We start from the raw sequence: 17,684 nt of genomic DNA, 5'->3' as shown, positions 1-17,684 counted from the left end.
AGCCATGTCGGTGCCGGCACCGCCCCGCCTGACGGCTGCGCGCCGCGGATCAAAAAGGGCAGGATGGCAGCTGACGCCCGCTGCCCGCCACAAGCCCATTGCCGCCGCCTTGCCGGGCTCGGCAGCGCCTGCCGAAGCCGCTCGAGGCGCAAACGTCTCGTGTCGCCTGGATCGGCGGCGCCCCCGCCAGGCCCGGTGCCGCCTGCAACCGGGATGCCCGCTGTTCCCCCGACGCTCATTCGCGCGCCAGGGCCACCACCGGATCGAGTTCGGCGGCCGAGCGGGCCGGCAGATAGCCGAAGGCGACGCCGATCAGCGTCGAGGACAGGAATGCCACCGCAATCGACAGCATCGAGAAACTGAGCCTGATGCTCTCGGACAGCCAGCCGATCAGCGCCCCGCCGCTCAGCGCCAGTGCCACGCCAAGGATGCCCCCTACAAGGCAGACCAGCACCGCCTCGATCAGGAACTGGGCCACGATGTCCGATCGCCGGGCGCCGATGGCGATGCGAACGCCGATTTCACGGGTGCGCTCGGTCACCGACACCAGCATGATGTTCATCACCCCGATCCCGCCCACCACCAGCGAAATCACCGCGATCGCCGCGACCAGCAGCGTCAGCGTCCGCGCCGTCGAGGTGATGGTGGAACGGATCGTGTCGCTGTTTTGCAAGAAGAAATCCTGCGTGCCGTGACGCTCCAGCAGCAGCGCGTTGATGCGGTTCTGCGCCTCGGTCATGTCATGGCCGTCCTCGACCTGCACGGTGATGCTGTCGAGGTTCCGCTGGCCCGAGACGCGCGTCATCACCGTGGTATAGGGCAGCCAGACATTCAGCGCGCTCGGCCCGAAGCTGGCGCCCGAGGAGCGCACCACGCCGATGATGCGCACCGGCACATGGCCCAGCAGCAGCGTCTGCCCCAGCGGATCGGCACCGGCGCCGAAAAAGCTGTTGCGCGTGTCCTCGTCGATCACCGCGACCTGGTTGCGTTCGGACAGGTCGGCGGCATCGAACTGGCTGCCGGTCACGGTGACATAGGAGCGCAGGGCGAAATAGTCGTTGGTCACGCCGCTGATCTGCACGCTCGCCTCATTCCCGCCAGCCTGGCCCGTGGCGCTGGCCGACACGGCCGGGGAAACGCCCTTGGCGTAATCCTGTTGCGCCAGGGCGCGGGCGTCCGAGGGGACCAGGGTCTTGATCCGGTTCGCATCGCGCGCGCCAAAGCCCTGCCCGGCGCGGATGGTGATCGTGTTGGTGCCCAGCGACGAGATGTTCTGCAGCACCTTTTCCTGCGTGCCGGCCCCCAGCGCCACCACCAGAACGACAGAGGCGATGCCGATGATGATCCCAAGCATGGTCAGGAAGCTGCGCATCCGGTGCGCATTCAGGGCAATCATCGCCATCTGCAACGCCTCGCCCAGGCGGGTCAGGGCACTGCCGGTCGCGGCCCGCCGCGCATCGGGCAGCGCAAGGGCGATCCCGGCCCCGGCACCCGTCGCCATGCGGTCGTTCCTGCGGTCTGCGACGATCCGGCCGTCGCTGATCTCGATCACGCGATGGGCATGGGCAGCGACCTTGGGGTCATGGGTCACCATGATGATCGTGTGCCCTTGGGCGTTCAGCTGCTCCAGCAGGGCGATCAGCTCGGCGCTGCTGGCGGTGTCCAGCGCGCCGGTTGGCTCGTCCGCGAGGATCACCTCGCCCCCGTTCATCAGGGCGCGCGCGACCGAGACGCGCTGCTGCTGGCCGCCGGACAGCTCGGACGGGCGGTGATCAACCCGGCTGCCCAGGCCCAGCCTGTCAAGCAGCTGGCGCGCTCGGGTGCGGCGCGGGCCTGCCGCTTCGCCTGCATAGATCGCGGGCACCTCGACATTGCCGATGGCATCCAGATCGCCCAGCAGCTGATAGCGCTGGAAGATGAAGCCGAAATGCTCGCGCCGCAGTTCGGCCAGCCGGTCGGGCCCAAGGCGGCTCACATCCTGTCCGTCAAAGCGGTAGAGCCCCGAACTCGGCCGATCGAGGCAGCCCAGGATGTTCATCAGCGTCGATTTGCCCGAGCCCGAGGCGCCGATGATGGCCACGAATTCGCCCGCATGGATGTCAAGATCGACGCCGTGCAGGACGGTCGTGACCTGATCGCCCGCGGCAAAGCTGCGCGTGATGTTGCGCGCTGCGATGAGCGGATGGGGGGAAGGGGCGGCCATCGGCGGGATCAGAACATCGCGGGCCGGCCGCGGCGGCCCTGCGCGGGGGCGGCGGCCGCCACGGCGGCGCCGACGATCACACTATCGCCTTCGGCAAGGCCTGCGGTGATCTCGGCCGTCACCTTGTCGTTCAGCCCGACGGTGACGGGCTGGCGGGTGCGGGCCTGCGTGGCCGCGTCCCAGGTTTCGACATAGCTGCCCTCGGCATCCGTCCGAACGGCGGCGGCCGGGACGGTCACGACATTGCTTGCCTGCGCCAGCTGGATCGAAACCTCGGCATTCATCCCGATGCGCAGTCGCCCTCCAGGGTTGGCGACCTGCAGCAGGCCGTTGTAATAGACGGCCTTGTCGGACGAGATGGTGTCGCTGTCGGCGATTTCGGTGGGGGCGGGTTCGATTTCCGCGACCCTTGCCTCGAACACCTCATCGGGGGCACCCAGCGTGGTGAAGCTGGCCGTCTGGCCGGGATGGACGGCCATCACGTCGGCCTCGGAAATCTCGACCTTGACGAGCATGGTGGACAGGTCGGCGATCTTGACGATGGTGGGGGCCGACTGCGCCGCATTCACCGTCTGGCCCTGCTTGACGACCACCGCCACGACGGTGCCATCCATGGGCGCGGTGATGCGGGTGCGCTCAAGTTCGGTCCGGGCGTTGGCCATGCTGACCTCGGCGCTGGCTTTCTGTGCCTTCAGCGCCTCGATATCTGCCTTGCCGACGGCCACGTCGGCCTGCGCGCTTTCGACCGTGCCGCGGGCCGAGATATTGCTTTTTCCCAATGCCTGCTGGCGGTCCAGGATCAGCTCGTCACGGACAAGGGCGGCTTCCTTGGCGGAAATCTGCGCGTTGATCTGGGCCAGAGCGGCCTCGGCCTGAAGGACGGTGTTCTGCTGGTTCTGGCTTTCGATCTGTGCGATCAGATCGCCCGCCTTGACGTTATCGCCCAGCTTGACGGCAAGCGTCTGGATCTGTCCCGAGGCCCGCGCGCCCACGCTGACCAGTTCGCGCGCCTCGAGCATCCCCGATGCGAGGACCGTCTGCGTCACGGTGCCGATCCTTGCCTGCGCCAGAACCGGCGGGGCGACGGCTTCGCTGCGCGAGGTCCACCACCACAGCGCCCCGGCAAGCGCGATGAGAATGGCAACGATGGCAATCCGTTTCATCGGGAATCCAGGCTGAGGAAAAAGAGGTGCCGCGCAGGCGGCGCCCCGATGACAGGCGCAATGGGTCCAGCGGGCTTGAGAGCAGCCCGCCATCGCCGATGATTCTTAGCGTATTGCGGTTCACCAGGGCCAGATGCCGGTTTGCCGCATGCTGTTCCTCGTCCCTCGGCGGGGGCTAGGGCCGGCCGCGCGCGGCCTGTTCGAGGCGCCGCCGGGCGCCGCCCCCGGCCAGCGGGAACGGGCAGGGCGCCCGGCTGCCCTGTCCGCCTGCGGCTTTGCAGAGGGCGCCTTGGCGGGCAGGGCCGTCTGATAGGCCTGAGACGGATGGCCCGTAAGCCGGCTTTTGCCCAGCGGTTGTGCCCGCATGCGGTGCGTGTGGGCGGCGTCATGGCCTTTGGCCTTGCCAAGGCGGGCGTGCCGCTGCCGGCCAAGGCAGCCGCCTTGCGAAAGCGTTGCAGGCGTCATCGGCTGGCCGGATCGGCGGATCGCCGCGGCGAATGCCATGCGTCGCCGGCTGCTGCCGCAAGTCATCGCGCTGGCGCCCCATCCGCATGGCCGCTGCCCCCCGCCCCTGTCGGCCGAGGCAAAGCGACGAGGCGGCGGCAGGACAAAGCCCCGCAGAGCAGCAGGGGGCGGACGGCGGAGCGGAGAGGGCAGGGCAGCCAGCCCCGGAACAGGCGCAGCAAGCGCGGCCTGATCCCTGTTTCCTGCGAGGGCGCTGCGACACACCCGCCGCGCAGCTTGCCGCGCCCTTGCGTGGAATGAAAAAGGACCGCCGAAGGGGCGGTCCTTGGCATTTGGCCGATCCGCGGTCAGGCGGCGCGGGCGGTCAGCACCGCCTCGACCTTCTTCTGCGCGCCGCCCGCGTCGATGCCGCTGACGGCGGCAACCTCGCGCGTCAGGCGGTCGAGCGCGGCCTCATAGAGCTGCCGTTCGGAATAGGACTGCTCGCGCTGATCGTCGCTGCGGTGCAGATCGCGCACCACCTCGGCAATCGACAGCAGATCGCCCGAGTTGATCTTCTGTTCGTATTCCTGCGCCCGGCGCGACCACATCGCGCGCTTGACGCGCGCCTTGCCCTTGAGCGTTTCCATCGCCTTGTCCACCAGGTCGGGCGAGGCAAGCGAACGCATCCCGATTTCCGCGGCGCGTGCGGTCGGAACGCGCAGGGTCATCTTGTCCTTCTCGAACGAGATCACGAACATCTCGAGCGTCAGGCCGGCGACCTGCTGTTCCTCGATCGAGACGATGCGGCCGACCCCGTGGGCCGGATAGACCACGAAATCGTCAGGGCGAAACTCGTTCTTCTTGGTCTTGGACATCATTCTTCCTTCCAGGCGGTGCCGTGCGGGGCACAGGAACCCAAGGGCAGGATACCGTCCTGTCAAGGGCTCCACGATGATCTGTGGTGGCCGGTCCCGAAACCGGCGACCATTGCCCCAAGGGGCAGGGCCATCAGGCGGGCGACACGGCAATATGAAAATCTTGTATCACGAATCACCCTTGATGACAAAGGGGATTCAACTTGCGCCTGTAGGCTGTCACCCGACGGCCCCGGCGCGGGGGCCCCGCACCGGGCAATCAGTCGCACTGCGCCCGATCAGTCGCCTTCGCCGGGATTGGGCGAGAAATATTTTTCCAGCTTGCCGGGCAGGCCGTCCATCGCCTGATAGCCGGGCAATGGCTCCTTCTTGCGGGTGATGACCGGCCATTGATCGGCATATTTGCGATTGAACGCGACCCAGGATTCCATCGCCGGCTCGGTATCGGGGCGGATCGCATCAGCCGGGCATTCAGGCTCGCATACGCCGCAATCGATGCATTCGTCGGGATGAATGACCAGCGTGTTCTCGCCCTCGTAGAAGCAATCCACCGGGCAGACCTCTACGCAATCTGTATATTTGCACATGATGCAGTTGTCGGTCACGACATAGGTCATTGGGACATTCCTCGGGCGAAAGCCTGTTTCACCTAGCCCTTCGGGCTGCCCGGTTCAAGTTGCGCCGCCCCTTCGTGCCGCAGCATCAAGACGGCAGCCGCCCCGCACCTGCCGCCTTGCTGCGCCGCCCCGCCCTGCGGCGGCAGCCCTGCAAAAATCCGGCTGCCCGCGTCTGGCGGCAACCCGGCCATCCCGCCTCTGCCCCGGGGCAGAAGCGCCGGAGAGCGCAGTGCCGTTGCGCCGCGGGCGGTCGTTTTGCCACAGATCCATCGGATGTCGGGCAAGTGGCTGGCGCGGGTCCAGGATGATGCGGCGGCCCCGCCACCCGCAGCGGGGCGGCCAAGGGCAAGGCGGCGGCGCCGCTCGGGCGCGCCGCCCGCAGGGATCTCAGCGGATGGCGGCCAGCACCCTGGCCCAGCTGCGCGCGCCCTTGGCAAAGCTTTCGACGTTGTATTTCTCGTTCGGCGAATGGATGCGGTCATCATCCCGGCCAAAGCCGATCAGCATGACATCCATGCCCAGGATACGCTGAAAATCACCGCCGACGGGGATCGAACCGCCCGCCCCGATATAGGCCGCCTCGCGTCCCCATTCCTCGGTCAGGGCTGCGCGCGCGGCGGCAAAGGCGGGGTCGGTGATGTCCATGCGGCTGGCCGGCGCGCTGCCATGAGGGTGGAACTCGACCGTGCAATCCGCAGGGACATGGGCGCGCACATGGGCCTGCAGGGCCGCGCGAATCGCCTCGGGGTCCTGGGTGCCGACGAGGCGGCAGGACACCTTGGCCCGCGCTTCGGCCGGAAGCACGGTCTTGAACCCGTCGCCCGCATAGCCCCCGGCGATGCCGTTGATCTCAAAGGTGGGGCGGTTCCATACCATTTCCAGCCCGGTGCGGCCGCGTTCGCCGATCGGCTGGCTCAGCCCCACGCGCGAGAGGTATTCCGCGGCGTCAAAGCCCAGATCGTCCCAGTCGGCGCGCAGCTGGTTCGTCAGCTCGTCCACGCCATCGTAAAAGCCGGGCAGCGTCACCCGCCCGCTGTCGTCCTTGATGCCGGCCAGCGCGTTCACCAGCACCTGGATCGGGTTCGCCGCAAGGCCGCCGAAATTGCCCGAATGCAGGTCGCGGTCGGCGGCGCGCACGACGATCTCCTCGCCCATCAGGCCGCGCAGCTGGGTGGTGATCGCGGGCCGGCCGTCGGCATACATGCCCGTGTCGCAGATCAGCGCCAGGCTGGCGCGCAGCTCGTCCGCATGGGCGGCCAAGAACGGCGCCAGCGAGGGCGAGCCGCACTCCTCCTCGCCCTCGAACAGCAAGGTCAGCCCGGCCGGCACGCTGCCATGCACCGCCTTCCAGGCCCGGCATGCCTCGACAAAGGTCATCAGCTGCCCCTTGTCGTCCGAGGCGCCGCGGCCGCGGATCACCGCGCCGGCCGCGCGGTCCTCGACACGGGCGTCGAAGGGATCATGGTCCCACAGCTCCACCGGGTCCACCGGCTGGACATCGTAATGGCCATAGAACAGCAGCGAACGCCCTCCGCCCGGCGCGGAACGGGCCAGCACCACCGGATGGCCGGCCGTCTCGCGCAAGGCGGCCTCGAACCCGAGGGCGGCGAGTTCGCCGCGCAGCCATTCCGCGGCCCGGCGCACATCCGCCGCATAGGCCGGATCGGTCGAGACCGAAGGGATACGAACGAAGTCGATCAGCCGGTCCAGCGCCGCCGGAAGTCCTGCGTCAAGCGCCCCGAGCACCTCGCCCAGCCTGTCATCGGTTTCCATCGCCCCATCCTTTTCCGATTGGATCCATCAACTTCCCGCGGTGTCCTTTTGTCGCATCACGGGATTTTTGCCATGTCATTCTGCGGCGTTGGTCGTTATCAGGAAGCTGCCGCGGCCGGGACGATGGTCCCGACAGGCCCGCGACGCAAGCCCAGCCCGTTACGCGAGGGAGCCAGCGATGGACTATGATGCAGCACTTGACCAGGCGATCCAGCGCCTGCATGACGAAGGCCGCTATCGTGTGTTCATTGATCTGGAACGGCGCAAGGGCGCCTATCCCAAGGCGATCTGGAACCGCCCCGACGGGGGCGAACAGGAAATCACCATCTGGTGCGGCAATGATTACCTGGGCATGGGCCAGCATCCCGTCGTGCTGGCGGCGATGCACCAGGCGCTGGACGCCACGGGCGCGGGCTCGGGCGGAACGCGCAACATCTCGGGCACGACCGTCTATCACAAGCGGCTGGAAGGCGAACTGGCCGACCTGCACGGGAAAGAGGCCGCGCTGGTCTTTTCCTCGGCCTACATCGCCAATGATGCGACGCTGTCCACGCTGCGCAAGCTGTTCCCCGGCCTCATCATCTATTCGGACGAACTGAACCACGCCTCGATGATCGAGGGCATCCGCCGCGAGGCCGGGGCCAAGCGCATCTTCCGCCACAATGACCTGGCCCATCTGCGCGAGCTGCTGGCCGCCGACGATCCTGCCGCGCCCAAGCTGATCGCCTTTGAATCCATCTATTCGATGGATGGCGATTTCGGCCCCATCGCCGAGATCTGCGACCTGGCGGCGGAATTCGGGGCGCTGACCTATCTGGACGAGGTTCACGCCGTCGGCATGTATGGCCGCCGCGGCGGCGGCGTGGCCGAGCGCGACGGGCTGATGGACCGCATCGACATCTTCAACGGCACGCTGGGCAAGGCCTTCGGCGTGTTCGGCGGCTATATCGCGGCCAGCGCGCGGATGTGCGACGCGATCCGCAGCTATGCGCCGGGCTTCATCTTCACCACCTCGATCCCCCCGGCCGTGGCTGCGGGGGCGGCGGCCTCGATCGCCTTTCTCAAGACCCCTGGCGGGCAGGTGCTGCGCGATGCCCAGCAGCTGCACGCGCGCATCCTCAAGATGCGGCTGAAGGGTCTGGGCATGCCCATCGACGACCGCGGCAGCCATATCGTCCCGGTCCATGTCGGCAACCCCGTCCACTGCAAGGCGCTGTCGGACATGCTGCTGGCCGATTACGGCATCTATGTGCAGCCGATCAACTTTCCCACCGTCCCGCGCGGCACGGAACGGCTGCGCTTCACGCCCTCGCCGGTCCATGACGCGCGGCAGATCGACCATCTGGTGCGGGCCATGGATGCGCTCTGGTCACGCTGCGCGCTGAATCGCGCGCACAACGTGGCGTGACGCAACTCTGCGGTGTATAACATCGCAGGGCAGTGATAATCTGCCGATAACCAAATAATGCCGGATTCGTCTGCGGGCGGCGGATCGGCGATGCGAGGCGAGGCAGGCAGGGATGATCGGGGTGCGGGCGTCGGCGATCGCGGACGGTTCCATGCAGGATGTCGGCGCGGCTGGGGCAGCGCCGGGCTTCGACGATTTCGAGATGCGCCTGGGCGACATCATGCGCGGCGAACGGGCCACGCTGGGCAAGTCGCTGCTGGATGTCCAGCGCGAGCTGCGGATCCGCGCCTCCTATGTCGCCGCGATCGAGAATTGCGACATCTCGGCCTTTGACGCGCCCAGCTTCATCTCGGGCTATGTCCGTTCCTATGCGCGTTATCTGGGGATGGATCAGGACTGGGTGTTCCGCCGGTTCTGCGCCGAATCCGGCTTTCAGCCGATCCACGGCATGGCCCCGGCAGCCGCCGGGCCCAAGCCGACCCGGCGCCCGTCTGATCCGGCAGAGGCGCTGGCCAACCCCAAGGCGCTGTTCATCCCGCAGCGCGAAAGCTTCTGGTCCTCGGTCGAGCCGGGGGCGGTCGGCTCGCTGCTGGTGCTGGTCGCGCTGGTCTTCGGGCTGGGCTATGCGGGCTGGTCGGTGCTTCAGCAGGTGCAGAAGGTGAACCTGACGCCCTCGGACCAGGCCCCGGCAGTCATTGCCGCGCTCGATCCCGTGCAGAATGTCGGCGTAGCGGATCAGGCCGAGACGGGCGCTGCAGACCTGCCCCAGCCCGAGGCGCTCGACCGGGTCTATCGCCCGCAGGCGCTGGACGTGCCGGTGCTGACCCCGCGCGACACGCCGATCGCGGCCATCGACCCGGGCCTGCCCGCCGAAGGGACCGAGCCTGTCCGGCAGGCCGAGGCGGCGCCGCAGGGGGCCGCTGCCCGCCAGCTGGCAATGCAGGTCGGCCCGCAACTGTCCGGCCAGATTGCCGGCCAGCCGCCCGGCGCGGGCGAGCCGCAGCCGGTGCGCACCCTTGCGCCCGATGCGCCGCGCATCGAGATCCTTGCGGCGCGGGCAGCCTGGGTAAGGGTGCGGGCCGCAGACGGAACGGTGCTGCTGGAAAAGACAATGGATGCGGGCGAGCGTTTCGCGCTGCCCTCCACCGAACAGCCGCCCACGCTGCGCACGGGCAATTCGGGCGCGATCTATTTCGCGCTGGACGGCCAGACCTATGGACCGGCCGCACCAGGCGCGCAGGTGGTCAAGAATGTCGAATTGTCGCCTGTTACCCTGCCCAGCCGCTTTGCACTGGCCAATCCGGCAGCCGATCCCGAACTGGCGCGGATGGTCGCGCTTGGCGGGCTGGTCGCCCCCCCCGTGCAGGACTGATCGGATAAGGGCGGCGGTTGCCTCCGCGGGACGGGAAGCCTATCTGTCGCGGGTCAGCGAAAGGCCGCGCCCATGACCCATAATCCCATCCGCCCGTGGCGAAACATCGACCGCCGGCCCAGCCGCAGGATCATGGTCGGGAAGGTTCCCGTCGGGGGGGATGCGCCGATCAGCGTCCAGACGATGACCAATACCGACACCAGCGATGTGCGCGCCACGCTTGCCCAGGTGATCGCGGCCGCCGAGGCGGGGGCCGATATCGTGCGCGTATCCACCCCGGACGAGGCATCGACCGCCGCCTTGCGCGAGATCTGCCGCGAAAGCCCGGTGCCCATCGTTGCCGACATCCATTTCCACTACCGCCGGGCCATCGAGGCGGCGGAGGCGGGCGCCGCCTGCCTGCGCATCAACCCCGGCAATATCGGCGATGCCCGCCGGGTTCGCGAGGTGGTGCAGGCCGCGCGCGATCATGGCTGTTCCATCCGCATCGGCGTGAACGCCGGATCACTGGAACGGCATCTGCTTGAAAAATACGGCGAGCCATGCCCGGACGCGATGGTTGAATCCGGGTTGGATCATATCAAGCTGTTGCAGGACAACGACTTTCACGAGTTCAAGATCAGCGTCAAGGCATCCGACGTGTTCCTGGCCGCCGCCGCCTATCAGCAACTGGCCGAGGCGACCGATGCCCCCATCCATCTTGGCATCACCGAGGCGGGGGGGCTGCGCGGCGGAACGGTCAAGTCCGCGATCGGGATGGGGAACCTGCTGTGGATGGGCATCGGCGACACGATCCGCGTTTCGCTGTCCGCCGATCCGGTCGAGGAGGTCAAGGTCGGCTACGAGATTCTCAAGTCGCTGGGCCTGCGTACCCGCGGTGTGCAGATCATCAGCTGCCCCAGCTGCGCACGGCAGGGCTTTGACGTGATCCGCACCGTTGAAATACTGGAAAAGCGGCTGGAGCACATCAAGACGCCGATGAGCCTGTCGATCATCGGCTGCGTCGTGAACGGCCCCGGCGAGGCGCTGATGACCGATCTGGGCTTCACCGGCGGCGGGGCGGGCAGCGGCATGATCTATGTGGCCGGCCGCCAGAGCCACAAGATGACCAACGACCAGATGATCGACCATATCGTCGAACTGGTCGAGAAGCGCGCCGAGGAGGTGCAGAAGGCCGGCATGCCTGACCCGGCAAAGCCGGCGGCGACTGAGACGGCCGGGACGCTGCACAGGGCCCCTGCCGCCAGCTGACCGGGCGGGCTGACGGCCTCCCCCAGGTCTTTCGCCCGCATGGCAGGACGGGCTGCGACGGCCGGCGACGACTCTTCAAACCTGCTGCCGCAGGACAGTGACGCGGCCGGCACGACAGGGCGGGGAACGGCTTCCCACCGTCCGCCCGGTCGCAGTCAGTGCCTCGGTTTTCGGAATAAGACAGGCAGACGTGTTTCCAAGCGCCAGCCGCCTGCACGCGGGGCCGGTGCACGGCCGGGAAAGACGGGAAATCGGTTTCTGCAGGGCAACCCTGCGCGCCCGGAGACGTGTTCCGCAAGGACAGCGACGCCCGTCGCAGCTGGCCCACGCACCTTCGGCCGCTCGGCTTCTTGAAAGAAAGGGGGCTGTCTGCCCCCTCTGGCGCGTGCCGCGCCATTCACCCCCGAGGATATTTCGGGCCGCCTGAGGACCGCACGCCCTCACCTACGCGGGTGAGGGCGGCCTTCGGTCGGCGCGGCCATCGGCGTCCCCGCCTGTTCCGCCCGGCTTGTCTAGCATCGGCTGATTAAGGAACCGTTACCCGTCTTCGGGCGGCCGGAAATATCCCACGGGGGTCCGGGGGTGTGAAACCCCCGGTCCGGCCGCTCAGCCCTGCGCGCCCTTGCGGATCTGCTCGATTGCCGCAGTCATCCCGGTCGAGGGAATGCCGCGCAGCAGTTCGGGACCGATCACGAAGGTCGGGGTGCCCATGATCTGCATCTTTTCGGCCAGCTGGCGATTGGCGCGGATCTCGGCCGTCACCGCCTCGCTGTTCATGTGGCGGGTGATGGCCTGCGCGTCCAATCCCTGTTCGGCTGCCAGCGCGCCCAGCGACTCCATCGTCACCTCGCCCCGCATTGCATACAGCTTGTCATGGGCGGCCTTGTAGGCATCGGCACCCGCCGTCTGCTTGACCGCGATGGCATAGCGCGAGGCCAGTTCGCTCTCGCGGCCGAGGATCGGGAATTCCTTCAGGATCAGGCGGATATTGCCGTCCTTTGCCACGACCTCGTCCACCTCGGAGGCGACCTTGCGGCAATAGCCGCAACGATAGTCGATGAACTCGACCATCGTCAGGTCGCCTTTGGGGTTGCCGCCGACCCATGACCGGCCGTCATCCATGATCTCGGCCCTGTTCGCCGCCACCAGCGCCTTGTCGTTCTTGCTCTCGTCGGCAAGGCGCTGCGCCTCCATCTGGTTGACGGCCTCGACCAGCACCTGGGGGTTGGACATGATGTAATCGCGCACGGCCTCGCCGAAGGCAGTCTTTTCCGCCTCGGTCATGCTCGCCGGATCAAAGGCTGCGGCAGGCTGGACGGACAGGGGCAGGGCGCTGGCGGCCATCAAGGCCGCGGCGGTCAGCAGGGATTTCATGGCGCGTCCTTTCGCTTGTCGCGCGCGACCTTGGCGAAGCGCGCCTTCCCTGTCCAGCCCAACTCGCCGTGATGGCGGGCCTGCTTGACCAGGGGGGCGGCGCGGGGCGAAAAGCGCAGACGAGGCAGCGCGCAGGCAGGGGAACGGGCATGAGGCAATCGCGGCGCGGGCAGGTCGATCCGTTCATCGTCATGGACGTGATGGAACAGGCCCGGCTGGCCGAGGCGGCAGGGCGCCGCATCATCCACATGGAGGTCGGCCAGCCCTCGACCCCGGCCCCGGCGGCCGCGCGCCGGGCGCTGGCAGCGGCGCTGGACGAGCCGCTGGGCTATACGGTCGCCCTCGGCCTGCCGGCGCTGCGCGCGGGGATCGCCGCGCTCTACCGGCGCTGGTATGGCATCGATCTCGATCCGGCGCGGGTGGTCATCACCCCCGGCTCGTCCGGGGCCTTCATGCTGGCCTTCTCGGCGCTGTTCGACGCGGGCGACCGGGTGGCCGTGGGCGAGCCGGGTTATCCCAGCTATCGCCAGATCCTGCGCGCCATGTCGGTCGAGCCGGTGGGCCTGCAGACCCGGCCCGAAAACCGCTATCAGCCCGTTCCCGAGGATATCCCTGCCGGGGTGCAGGGGGTGATGATCGCCTCGCCCGGCAATCCTTCGGGCACGATGCTGGGCCGCGATGCGCTGGCGGCGCTGGCCGCACGCACGGCCGAACTGGGGGCGGCGCTGATCTCGGACGAGATCTATCACGGGCTGAGCTATGGCGCGCGCTGCGCCAGCGCGCTTGAGGTGACGGATGATGTGATCGTCATCAACAGCTTTTCCAAGTATTTCAGCATGACCGGCTGGCGCATCGGCTGGATGGTCGTGCCGCGCGACATGGTCCGGGCCATGGAACGGCTGGCGGCCAACATGTTCATCTGTCCGCCCCATGCCAGCCAGCTTGCCGCGCTGGCCGCCCTGTCGCCCGAGGGCGAGGCGGAGGCAGAGGCGAACCTGGCGGTGTATGCCGCGAACCGCAGCCTGATGCTCGATCGCCTGCCGGCGATGGGAATCACCCGCATCGCGCCGCCGGACGGGGCGTTCTACATCTATGCCGATGTCTCGGACCTGACCGATGACAGCATGGCGCTGGCGGCCGCGATCCTCGACGGGGCTGGGGTGGCGGTCACGCCGGGGCTCGACTTCGACCCGGTGCGGGGCCGCCAAACGCTGCGCCTGTCCTATGCGCGCAGCACCGCCGAGATCGAGGAGGCGCTGGACCGCCTGGCCGCCTGGATGGCGGGACGGTGAGGCTTTGGCCCCTGCTCGCGCTGCTGCTTGCGGCGCTGCCTGCCGGGGCAGAGCCTGTGGCCAGCGTCGATCCCGCCCGCATCGTCATCGCCGCCGAGGGCCGGGATCGGGGCCGGCCGCGCCCGCTGGCGCTGACGATCGGCCTTGATCATGCCGTGCCGTTTCGCCTCGCCCTGATCGACGGCCCGCCCCGGCTGGTGATCGACCTGGCCGGGACGCGCCCCCCCCAGGCGGCGCAGGGGCAGGCTGCGGGCCAGTCGCAGGGCCTGCGCTGGGGACCGGCGCCGGGGGGCGGGGCGCGTGCCGTCCTGACGCTGCCCGGACCCATGGCAGTGGACAGCGCGCGTATGGGCCGGGCGCCGGCAACCCTGTCGGTGCGCCTGGTGCCGGTTGCCCCGAAAGCCTTTGCCCCCCGCAAGGACGCGCTGACCGTGCTGCGCGACCTGCCCGAGCCTGCCGCCATCGGCCGCAACCGGCCGGGCCGCGCCTTGGCGGATGGCCGGCTGCGCGTTGTGCTTGACCCTGGCCATGGCGGCATCGATTCGGGCGCGCAGGCCGGCGGCATCGCGGAAAGCGCCCTCATGCTGGGCTTTGCGCGCGAGCTTGCCGCCGCCCTGCAGGCACGCGGCATCGAGGTTGTCCAGACGCGCGAGGAGGACCGCTTTGTCCCGCTGGAACGGCGCACCTCGGTCGCGCGGGCGCAAGCTGCGGATCTGTTCGTTTCCCTGCATGCCGATGCGCTGCCCGCGGGCGAGGCCGCCGGTGCCACCATCTATGTCTGGGATCCCCAATCCAACGACCGTGCCGCCCGCCAGCTTGCCGCGCTGCACGACCGCAGCGACCTGCTGGCGGGGATGGACCTGTCGGACACAGACGAGGACGTGAGCCGCGCCCTGATCGACCTTGCCCGGATCGACACCCAGCCCCGCAGCCAGGATGCGGCGCGTCACCTGGTCGCGCGGCTGAACGTGGCGGGCGTGACGATGCACCGGGTGCCGGTGCGCGGGGCGGCGTTCTCGGTGCTGAAGTCGCCCGATATTCCCTCGCTGCTGGTGGAACTGGGCTTTCTGACCGATGCGGGCGACCGGGCCAACCTGTTCGATCCCGACTGGCGGGCGCGTGTGGCCCAGGCCATCGCCGAGGGGATCGGCGCCTGGGCCGCCGACGAGGGCGCGGCAGCGGCCCCTGTCACGGCGGGCTCCGCCGCCGCCGTCCCGGCGCCGCCGGAACCTGCACGCTAGGCCCGTCGGCCCCCGGGCATCAGCCCCTGCGGCGGCAGTATGCCGCCTGACGCAAGCTTGCTTTGACCGCAGGGGGGCTGACCGCTATAGGTGCGCCCCGGTTTGCGGTGGTGGGCAGTCAGTGATCCGTTTCGTCCTGAACTTTGTCGGCGCGGTGTTCTCGTGGTTCGTCACGGCCTCCGTGTTCCTGGCGCTGACCATCGGCGGCATCTTCTGGATCTATTCGCGCGACCTGCCCGGCGCCGAGGAACTGACCCGTTATGCCCCCAAGACGATCAGCCGCATCTATTCCGGCGAAGGCAGGCTGATTGACGAATTCGCCGAGGAACGGCGCATCTTTGTCCCGATCGGCGAGATGCCGGACATGGTCAAGCAGGCCTTCATTTCGGCCGAGGACAAGAACTTCTATACCCATCAGGGCTATGACCCCCGCGGGATGGCCGCAGCGGCGGTCGAGATGATCCGCTCGCGCGGGGAAAGCGCGCGCGGCGCCTCGACCATCACCCAGCAGGTCGCCAAGAACTTCTTCCTGTCCGCCGACCGCACCGCCGAACGCAAGATCAAGGAACTGATCATCGCCTCGCGGCTGACCAAGCTGCTGTCCAAGGACAAGATCCTCGAACTGTATCTGAACGAGATCTTTCTGGGCCAGAACAGCTATGGCGTGGGGGCGGCGGCGCAGACCTATTTCAACAAGCCCCTGTCGGACCTGGCACCGCACGAGGCGGCCCTGCTGGCGGCGATGCCGCAGGCGCCCTCGCGATCGGTCCTGCGCGACAGGGAACAGCTGACCGAACGGCGCAACTATGTCCTGCGCGAGATGTGGCAGAACGGCTATCTGACCGAAGACACCTACAAGGCCGAGGCGGCCTTGCCGCTGAAATCGGTGCAGGGCGGCGATTACCCCGCCTTCCGCAACAGCCTGCCGCCGCGCGACTATTTCACCGACGAGATCCGCCGCCAGCTGTCCGCCCAGTTCGGCACCGAGGAGTTCTTCGGCGGCGGCCTGTCCATCCGCGCCACGGTCGAGCCGCAGTTGCAGAAGATCGCCGCCAAGGCGTTGCAGGACGCGCTGGAACGCTATGACCGCGGGATCGGGCTGTGGCGCGGCACCGGGCAGGTGATCCCGCCCGACCAGCTGGACAGCGAGGAACACTGGCGCGCCGCGCTGGCCAGGGCCAAGGTGCCGCGCGACATCGAGGGCTGGCTGCCGGCGGTCGTTCTGTCGCTGGGCAGGACCGATGCCGTGATCGGCATCGAGGGCGTGGCGAATGATGCGCCCGAGGCCGGGGCGCGCGGGCACATCATCCCCGCGGCCGATGTCCAATGGGCGCGCAAGATGCTGCCAAGGCGCAAGCGCGCGCCGCAGGCACGCGTGGCATCTGACCTGCTGTCGGTCGGCGATGTTGTGCTGGTGCGCCGGATGGTCGATGACGGGTCGCGCAAGTTCATCCGCTGGACGCTGCGCCAGGTGCCCGGCATCGAGGGCGGCTTCATGGCGATGGACGTGAACACCGGCCGCGTCTATGCGATGCAGGGGGGCTTCAGCTATCAGTCCTCGGTGTTCAACCGGGCGACGCAGGCGCAGCGCCAGCCGGGTTCGGCCTTCAAGCCCTTCGTCTATGCCGCGGCGCTGGACAACGGCTATACCCCCGCCACGATCGTCGCGGACGAGCCGATCACCGTGAACACGCCGCAAGGGCTGTGGACGCCCAAGAACTCGGGCGGCGGTTTCTATGGTCCGGTCCCGCTGCGCACGGGGATCGAGCAGTCGCGCAACCTCATGACGATCCGCATCGCGCAGGATATCGGGATGCAGACCGTCGCGCGCTATGCCGAACGCTTCGGCGTCTATGACAAGCTGGCGCCCTTCCTGGCCAACAGCCTGGGGGCGCAGGAAACCACATTGTTCAAGATGGTCGCCGCCTATGCGATGTTCGCCAATGGCGGCGAGCGGGTCGAGCCGACACTGGTGGACCGGGTGCAGGATCGCTGGGGCCGCACCGTCTATCGCCATGACAAGCGCCTTTGCCGGACCTGCGACATGGGCAGCCTGCCGGCGGGCACGGCGCCGGTGATCGCATCGGATCGCGAAAGGGTGATGGACGCGATCACCGCCTATCAGCTGACCTCGATGCTCGAAGGGGTGGTCAAGCGCGGCTCGGGCAAGGGGGTCAAGCTGCCGGTGCCGGTGGCGGGCAAGACCGGCACCACCAACGACGCCAAGGACGTGTGGTTCATCGGCTTTACCTCGAACATGGTCGCGGGCTGTTACCTGGGCTATGACGACCCGCGCAGCCTCGGCTCGAACGCCTATGGGGGCACGCTGTGCGTCCCGGTATTCAACGCCTTCATGCGCCAGGCGGTCAAGCAGTATGGCGGGACGAAATTCAAGGTGCCGCCGGGGGGGTATTTCGCCGATGTGTCCTATGGCAAGGGCGTCATCTCGGAATATTTCCGCAACGGAACCTCGCCCTCATCGGGGCAGCGGGTCGTGGATGGCGGCTTTCAGCGGGTGCCCAAGGATCAGCTGCCCGGCTTCAAGAAAAGCAGCGACGTGACCGAAAAGGCTGCCAAGGCGGTGACGACATCGACCGGCAAGAAGAAGATCATCCCCAAGAAGGCCGACTATGGCTCGATGAGTTCGGGCGGGCTGTATTGACCCGGC

General features: G+C 68.1%; 12 protein-coding genes. 6 read left to right on the top strand and 6 right to left on the bottom strand.

All coding sequences use genetic code 11. The annotated features are described in order from the left end of the window. Nucleotides 1–235 precede the first annotated feature (235 nt). The 5 genes from B0A89_RS01890 to B0A89_RS01870 all read right to left on the bottom strand — a co-directional run bounded on the left by B0A89_RS01890 (nt 236) and on the right by B0A89_RS01870 (nt 7,078). A complete protein-coding gene (locus tag B0A89_RS01890; RefSeq protein ID WP_085376689.1) occupies nt 236–2,203 on the bottom strand; it encodes a MacB family efflux pump subunit in 1,968 nt (655 codons plus the stop codon). Between the two features lie 8 nt (nt 2,204–2,211). Beyond that, a complete protein-coding gene (locus tag B0A89_RS01885; protein ID WP_085376688.1) occupies nt 2,212–3,366 on the bottom strand; it encodes an efflux RND transporter periplasmic adaptor subunit in 1,155 nt (384 codons plus the stop codon). Between the two features lie 812 nt (nt 3,367–4,178). Beyond that, on the bottom strand, nt 4,179–4,688 hold the full coding sequence (locus B0A89_RS01880) for a CarD family transcriptional regulator (RefSeq protein ID WP_085378693.1): 510 nt from the start codon (nt 4,686–4,688) through the stop codon (nt 4,179–4,181). Between the two features lie 278 nt (nt 4,689–4,966). Then, nucleotides 4,967–5,305 carry a ferredoxin FdxA gene (gene fdxA / locus B0A89_RS01875; RefSeq protein WP_085376687.1) on the bottom strand — a complete coding sequence of 113 codons (339 nt, stop codon included), beginning with the start codon at nt 5,303–5,305 and terminating at the stop codon, nt 4,967–4,969. Between the two features lie 387 nt (nt 5,306–5,692). Continuing rightward, nucleotides 5,693–7,078 carry a dipeptidase gene (locus tag B0A89_RS01870; protein ID WP_085376686.1) on the bottom strand — a complete coding sequence of 462 codons (1,386 nt, stop codon included), beginning with the start codon at nt 7,076–7,078 and terminating at the stop codon, nt 5,693–5,695. Nucleotides 7,079–7,256: 178 nt separating this feature from the next. Here B0A89_RS01870 and hemA point away from each other — a divergent pair, with 178 nt between their 5' ends. The 3 genes from hemA to ispG all read left to right on the top strand — a co-directional run bounded on the left by hemA (nt 7,257) and on the right by ispG (nt 11,109). Further along, nucleotides 7,257–8,486: a 5-aminolevulinate synthase gene (hemA, locus tag B0A89_RS01865; RefSeq protein WP_085376685.1), complete on the top strand. Its 1,230-nt coding sequence runs from the start codon at nt 7,257–7,259 to the stop codon at nt 8,484–8,486. A 112-nt stretch (nt 8,487–8,598) separates the two neighbouring features. After that, nucleotides 8,599–9,858, top strand: coding sequence for a helix-turn-helix domain-containing protein (locus tag B0A89_RS01860; RefSeq protein WP_085376684.1), 1,260 nt, complete (start codon nt 8,599–8,601; stop codon nt 9,856–9,858). 72 nt (nt 9,859–9,930) lie between these two features. Beyond that, complete coding sequence (ispG, locus tag B0A89_RS01855; RefSeq protein WP_085376683.1) at nt 9,931–11,109, top strand: flavodoxin-dependent (E)-4-hydroxy-3-methylbut-2-enyl-diphosphate synthase; 1,179 nt, start codon at nt 9,931–9,933, stop codon at nt 11,107–11,109. Between the two features lie 606 nt (nt 11,110–11,715). On the opposite strand, the gene B0A89_RS01850 is transcribed toward ispG, so the two are convergent. Beyond that, nucleotides 11,716–12,483, bottom strand: coding sequence for a DsbA family protein (locus B0A89_RS01850; protein WP_085376682.1), 768 nt, complete (start codon nt 12,481–12,483; stop codon nt 11,716–11,718). 149 nt (nt 12,484–12,632) lie between these two features. Between B0A89_RS01850 and B0A89_RS01845 the strand changes: the two genes are divergently transcribed. From B0A89_RS01845 to B0A89_RS01835, 3 genes are all read left to right on the top strand, one after another. Then, nucleotides 12,633–13,775: a pyridoxal phosphate-dependent aminotransferase gene (locus tag B0A89_RS01845; RefSeq protein WP_085376681.1), complete on the top strand. Its 1,143-nt coding sequence runs from the start codon at nt 12,633–12,635 to the stop codon at nt 13,773–13,775. Further along, nucleotides 13,772–15,016 carry an N-acetylmuramoyl-L-alanine amidase family protein gene (locus tag B0A89_RS01840; protein ID WP_085376680.1) on the top strand — a complete coding sequence of 415 codons (1,245 nt, stop codon included), beginning with the start codon at nt 13,772–13,774 and terminating at the stop codon, nt 15,014–15,016. The genes B0A89_RS01845 and B0A89_RS01840 overlap by 4 nt, the downstream gene beginning before the upstream one ends. Before the next feature lie 121 nt (nt 15,017–15,137). Further along, nucleotides 15,138–17,678 carry a penicillin-binding protein 1A gene (locus B0A89_RS01835; protein WP_085376679.1) on the top strand — a complete coding sequence of 847 codons (2,541 nt, stop codon included), beginning with the start codon at nt 15,138–15,140 and terminating at the stop codon, nt 17,676–17,678. The last annotated feature ends 6 nt before the right edge of the window (nt 17,679–17,684 follow it).

It is taken from the genome of Paracoccus contaminans, from assembly GCF_002105555.1.
Lineage (GTDB): Bacteria > Pseudomonadota > Alphaproteobacteria > Rhodobacterales > Rhodobacteraceae > Paracoccus > Paracoccus contaminans.
This window is presented reverse-complemented; position numbering and strand designations above follow the sequence as displayed.

What these genes read in the sequence shown, in the direction of transcription:
- B0A89_RS01890 (WP_085376689.1), bottom strand. Translation starts at nt 2,203, where the DNA reads ATGGCCGCCCCTTCCCCCCATCCGCTCATCGCAGCGCGCAACATCACG.
- B0A89_RS01845 (WP_085376681.1), top strand. Translation starts at nt 12,633, where the DNA reads ATGAGGCAATCGCGGCGCGGGCAGGTCGATCCGTTCATCGTCATGGAC.
- B0A89_RS01880 (WP_085378693.1), bottom strand. Translation starts at nt 4,688, where the DNA reads ATGTCCAAGACCAAGAAGAACGAGTTTCGCCCTGACGATTTCGTGGTC.
- B0A89_RS01850 (WP_085376682.1), bottom strand. Translation starts at nt 12,483, where the DNA reads ATGAAATCCCTGCTGACCGCCGCGGCCTTGATGGCCGCCAGCGCCCTG.
- fdxA (WP_085376687.1), bottom strand. Translation starts at nt 5,305, where the DNA reads ATGACCTATGTCGTGACCGACAACTGCATCATGTGCAAATATACAGAT.
- B0A89_RS01860 (WP_085376684.1), top strand. Translation starts at nt 8,599, where the DNA reads ATGATCGGGGTGCGGGCGTCGGCGATCGCGGACGGTTCCATGCAGGAT.
- hemA (WP_085376685.1), top strand. Translation starts at nt 7,257, where the DNA reads ATGGACTATGATGCAGCACTTGACCAGGCGATCCAGCGCCTGCATGAC.
- B0A89_RS01885 (WP_085376688.1), bottom strand. Translation starts at nt 3,366, where the DNA reads ATGAAACGGATTGCCATCGTTGCCATTCTCATCGCGCTTGCCGGGGCG.
- ispG (WP_085376683.1), top strand. Translation starts at nt 9,931, where the DNA reads ATGACCCATAATCCCATCCGCCCGTGGCGAAACATCGACCGCCGGCCC.
- B0A89_RS01870 (WP_085376686.1), bottom strand. Translation starts at nt 7,078, where the DNA reads ATGGAAACCGATGACAGGCTGGGCGAGGTGCTCGGGGCGCTTGACGCA.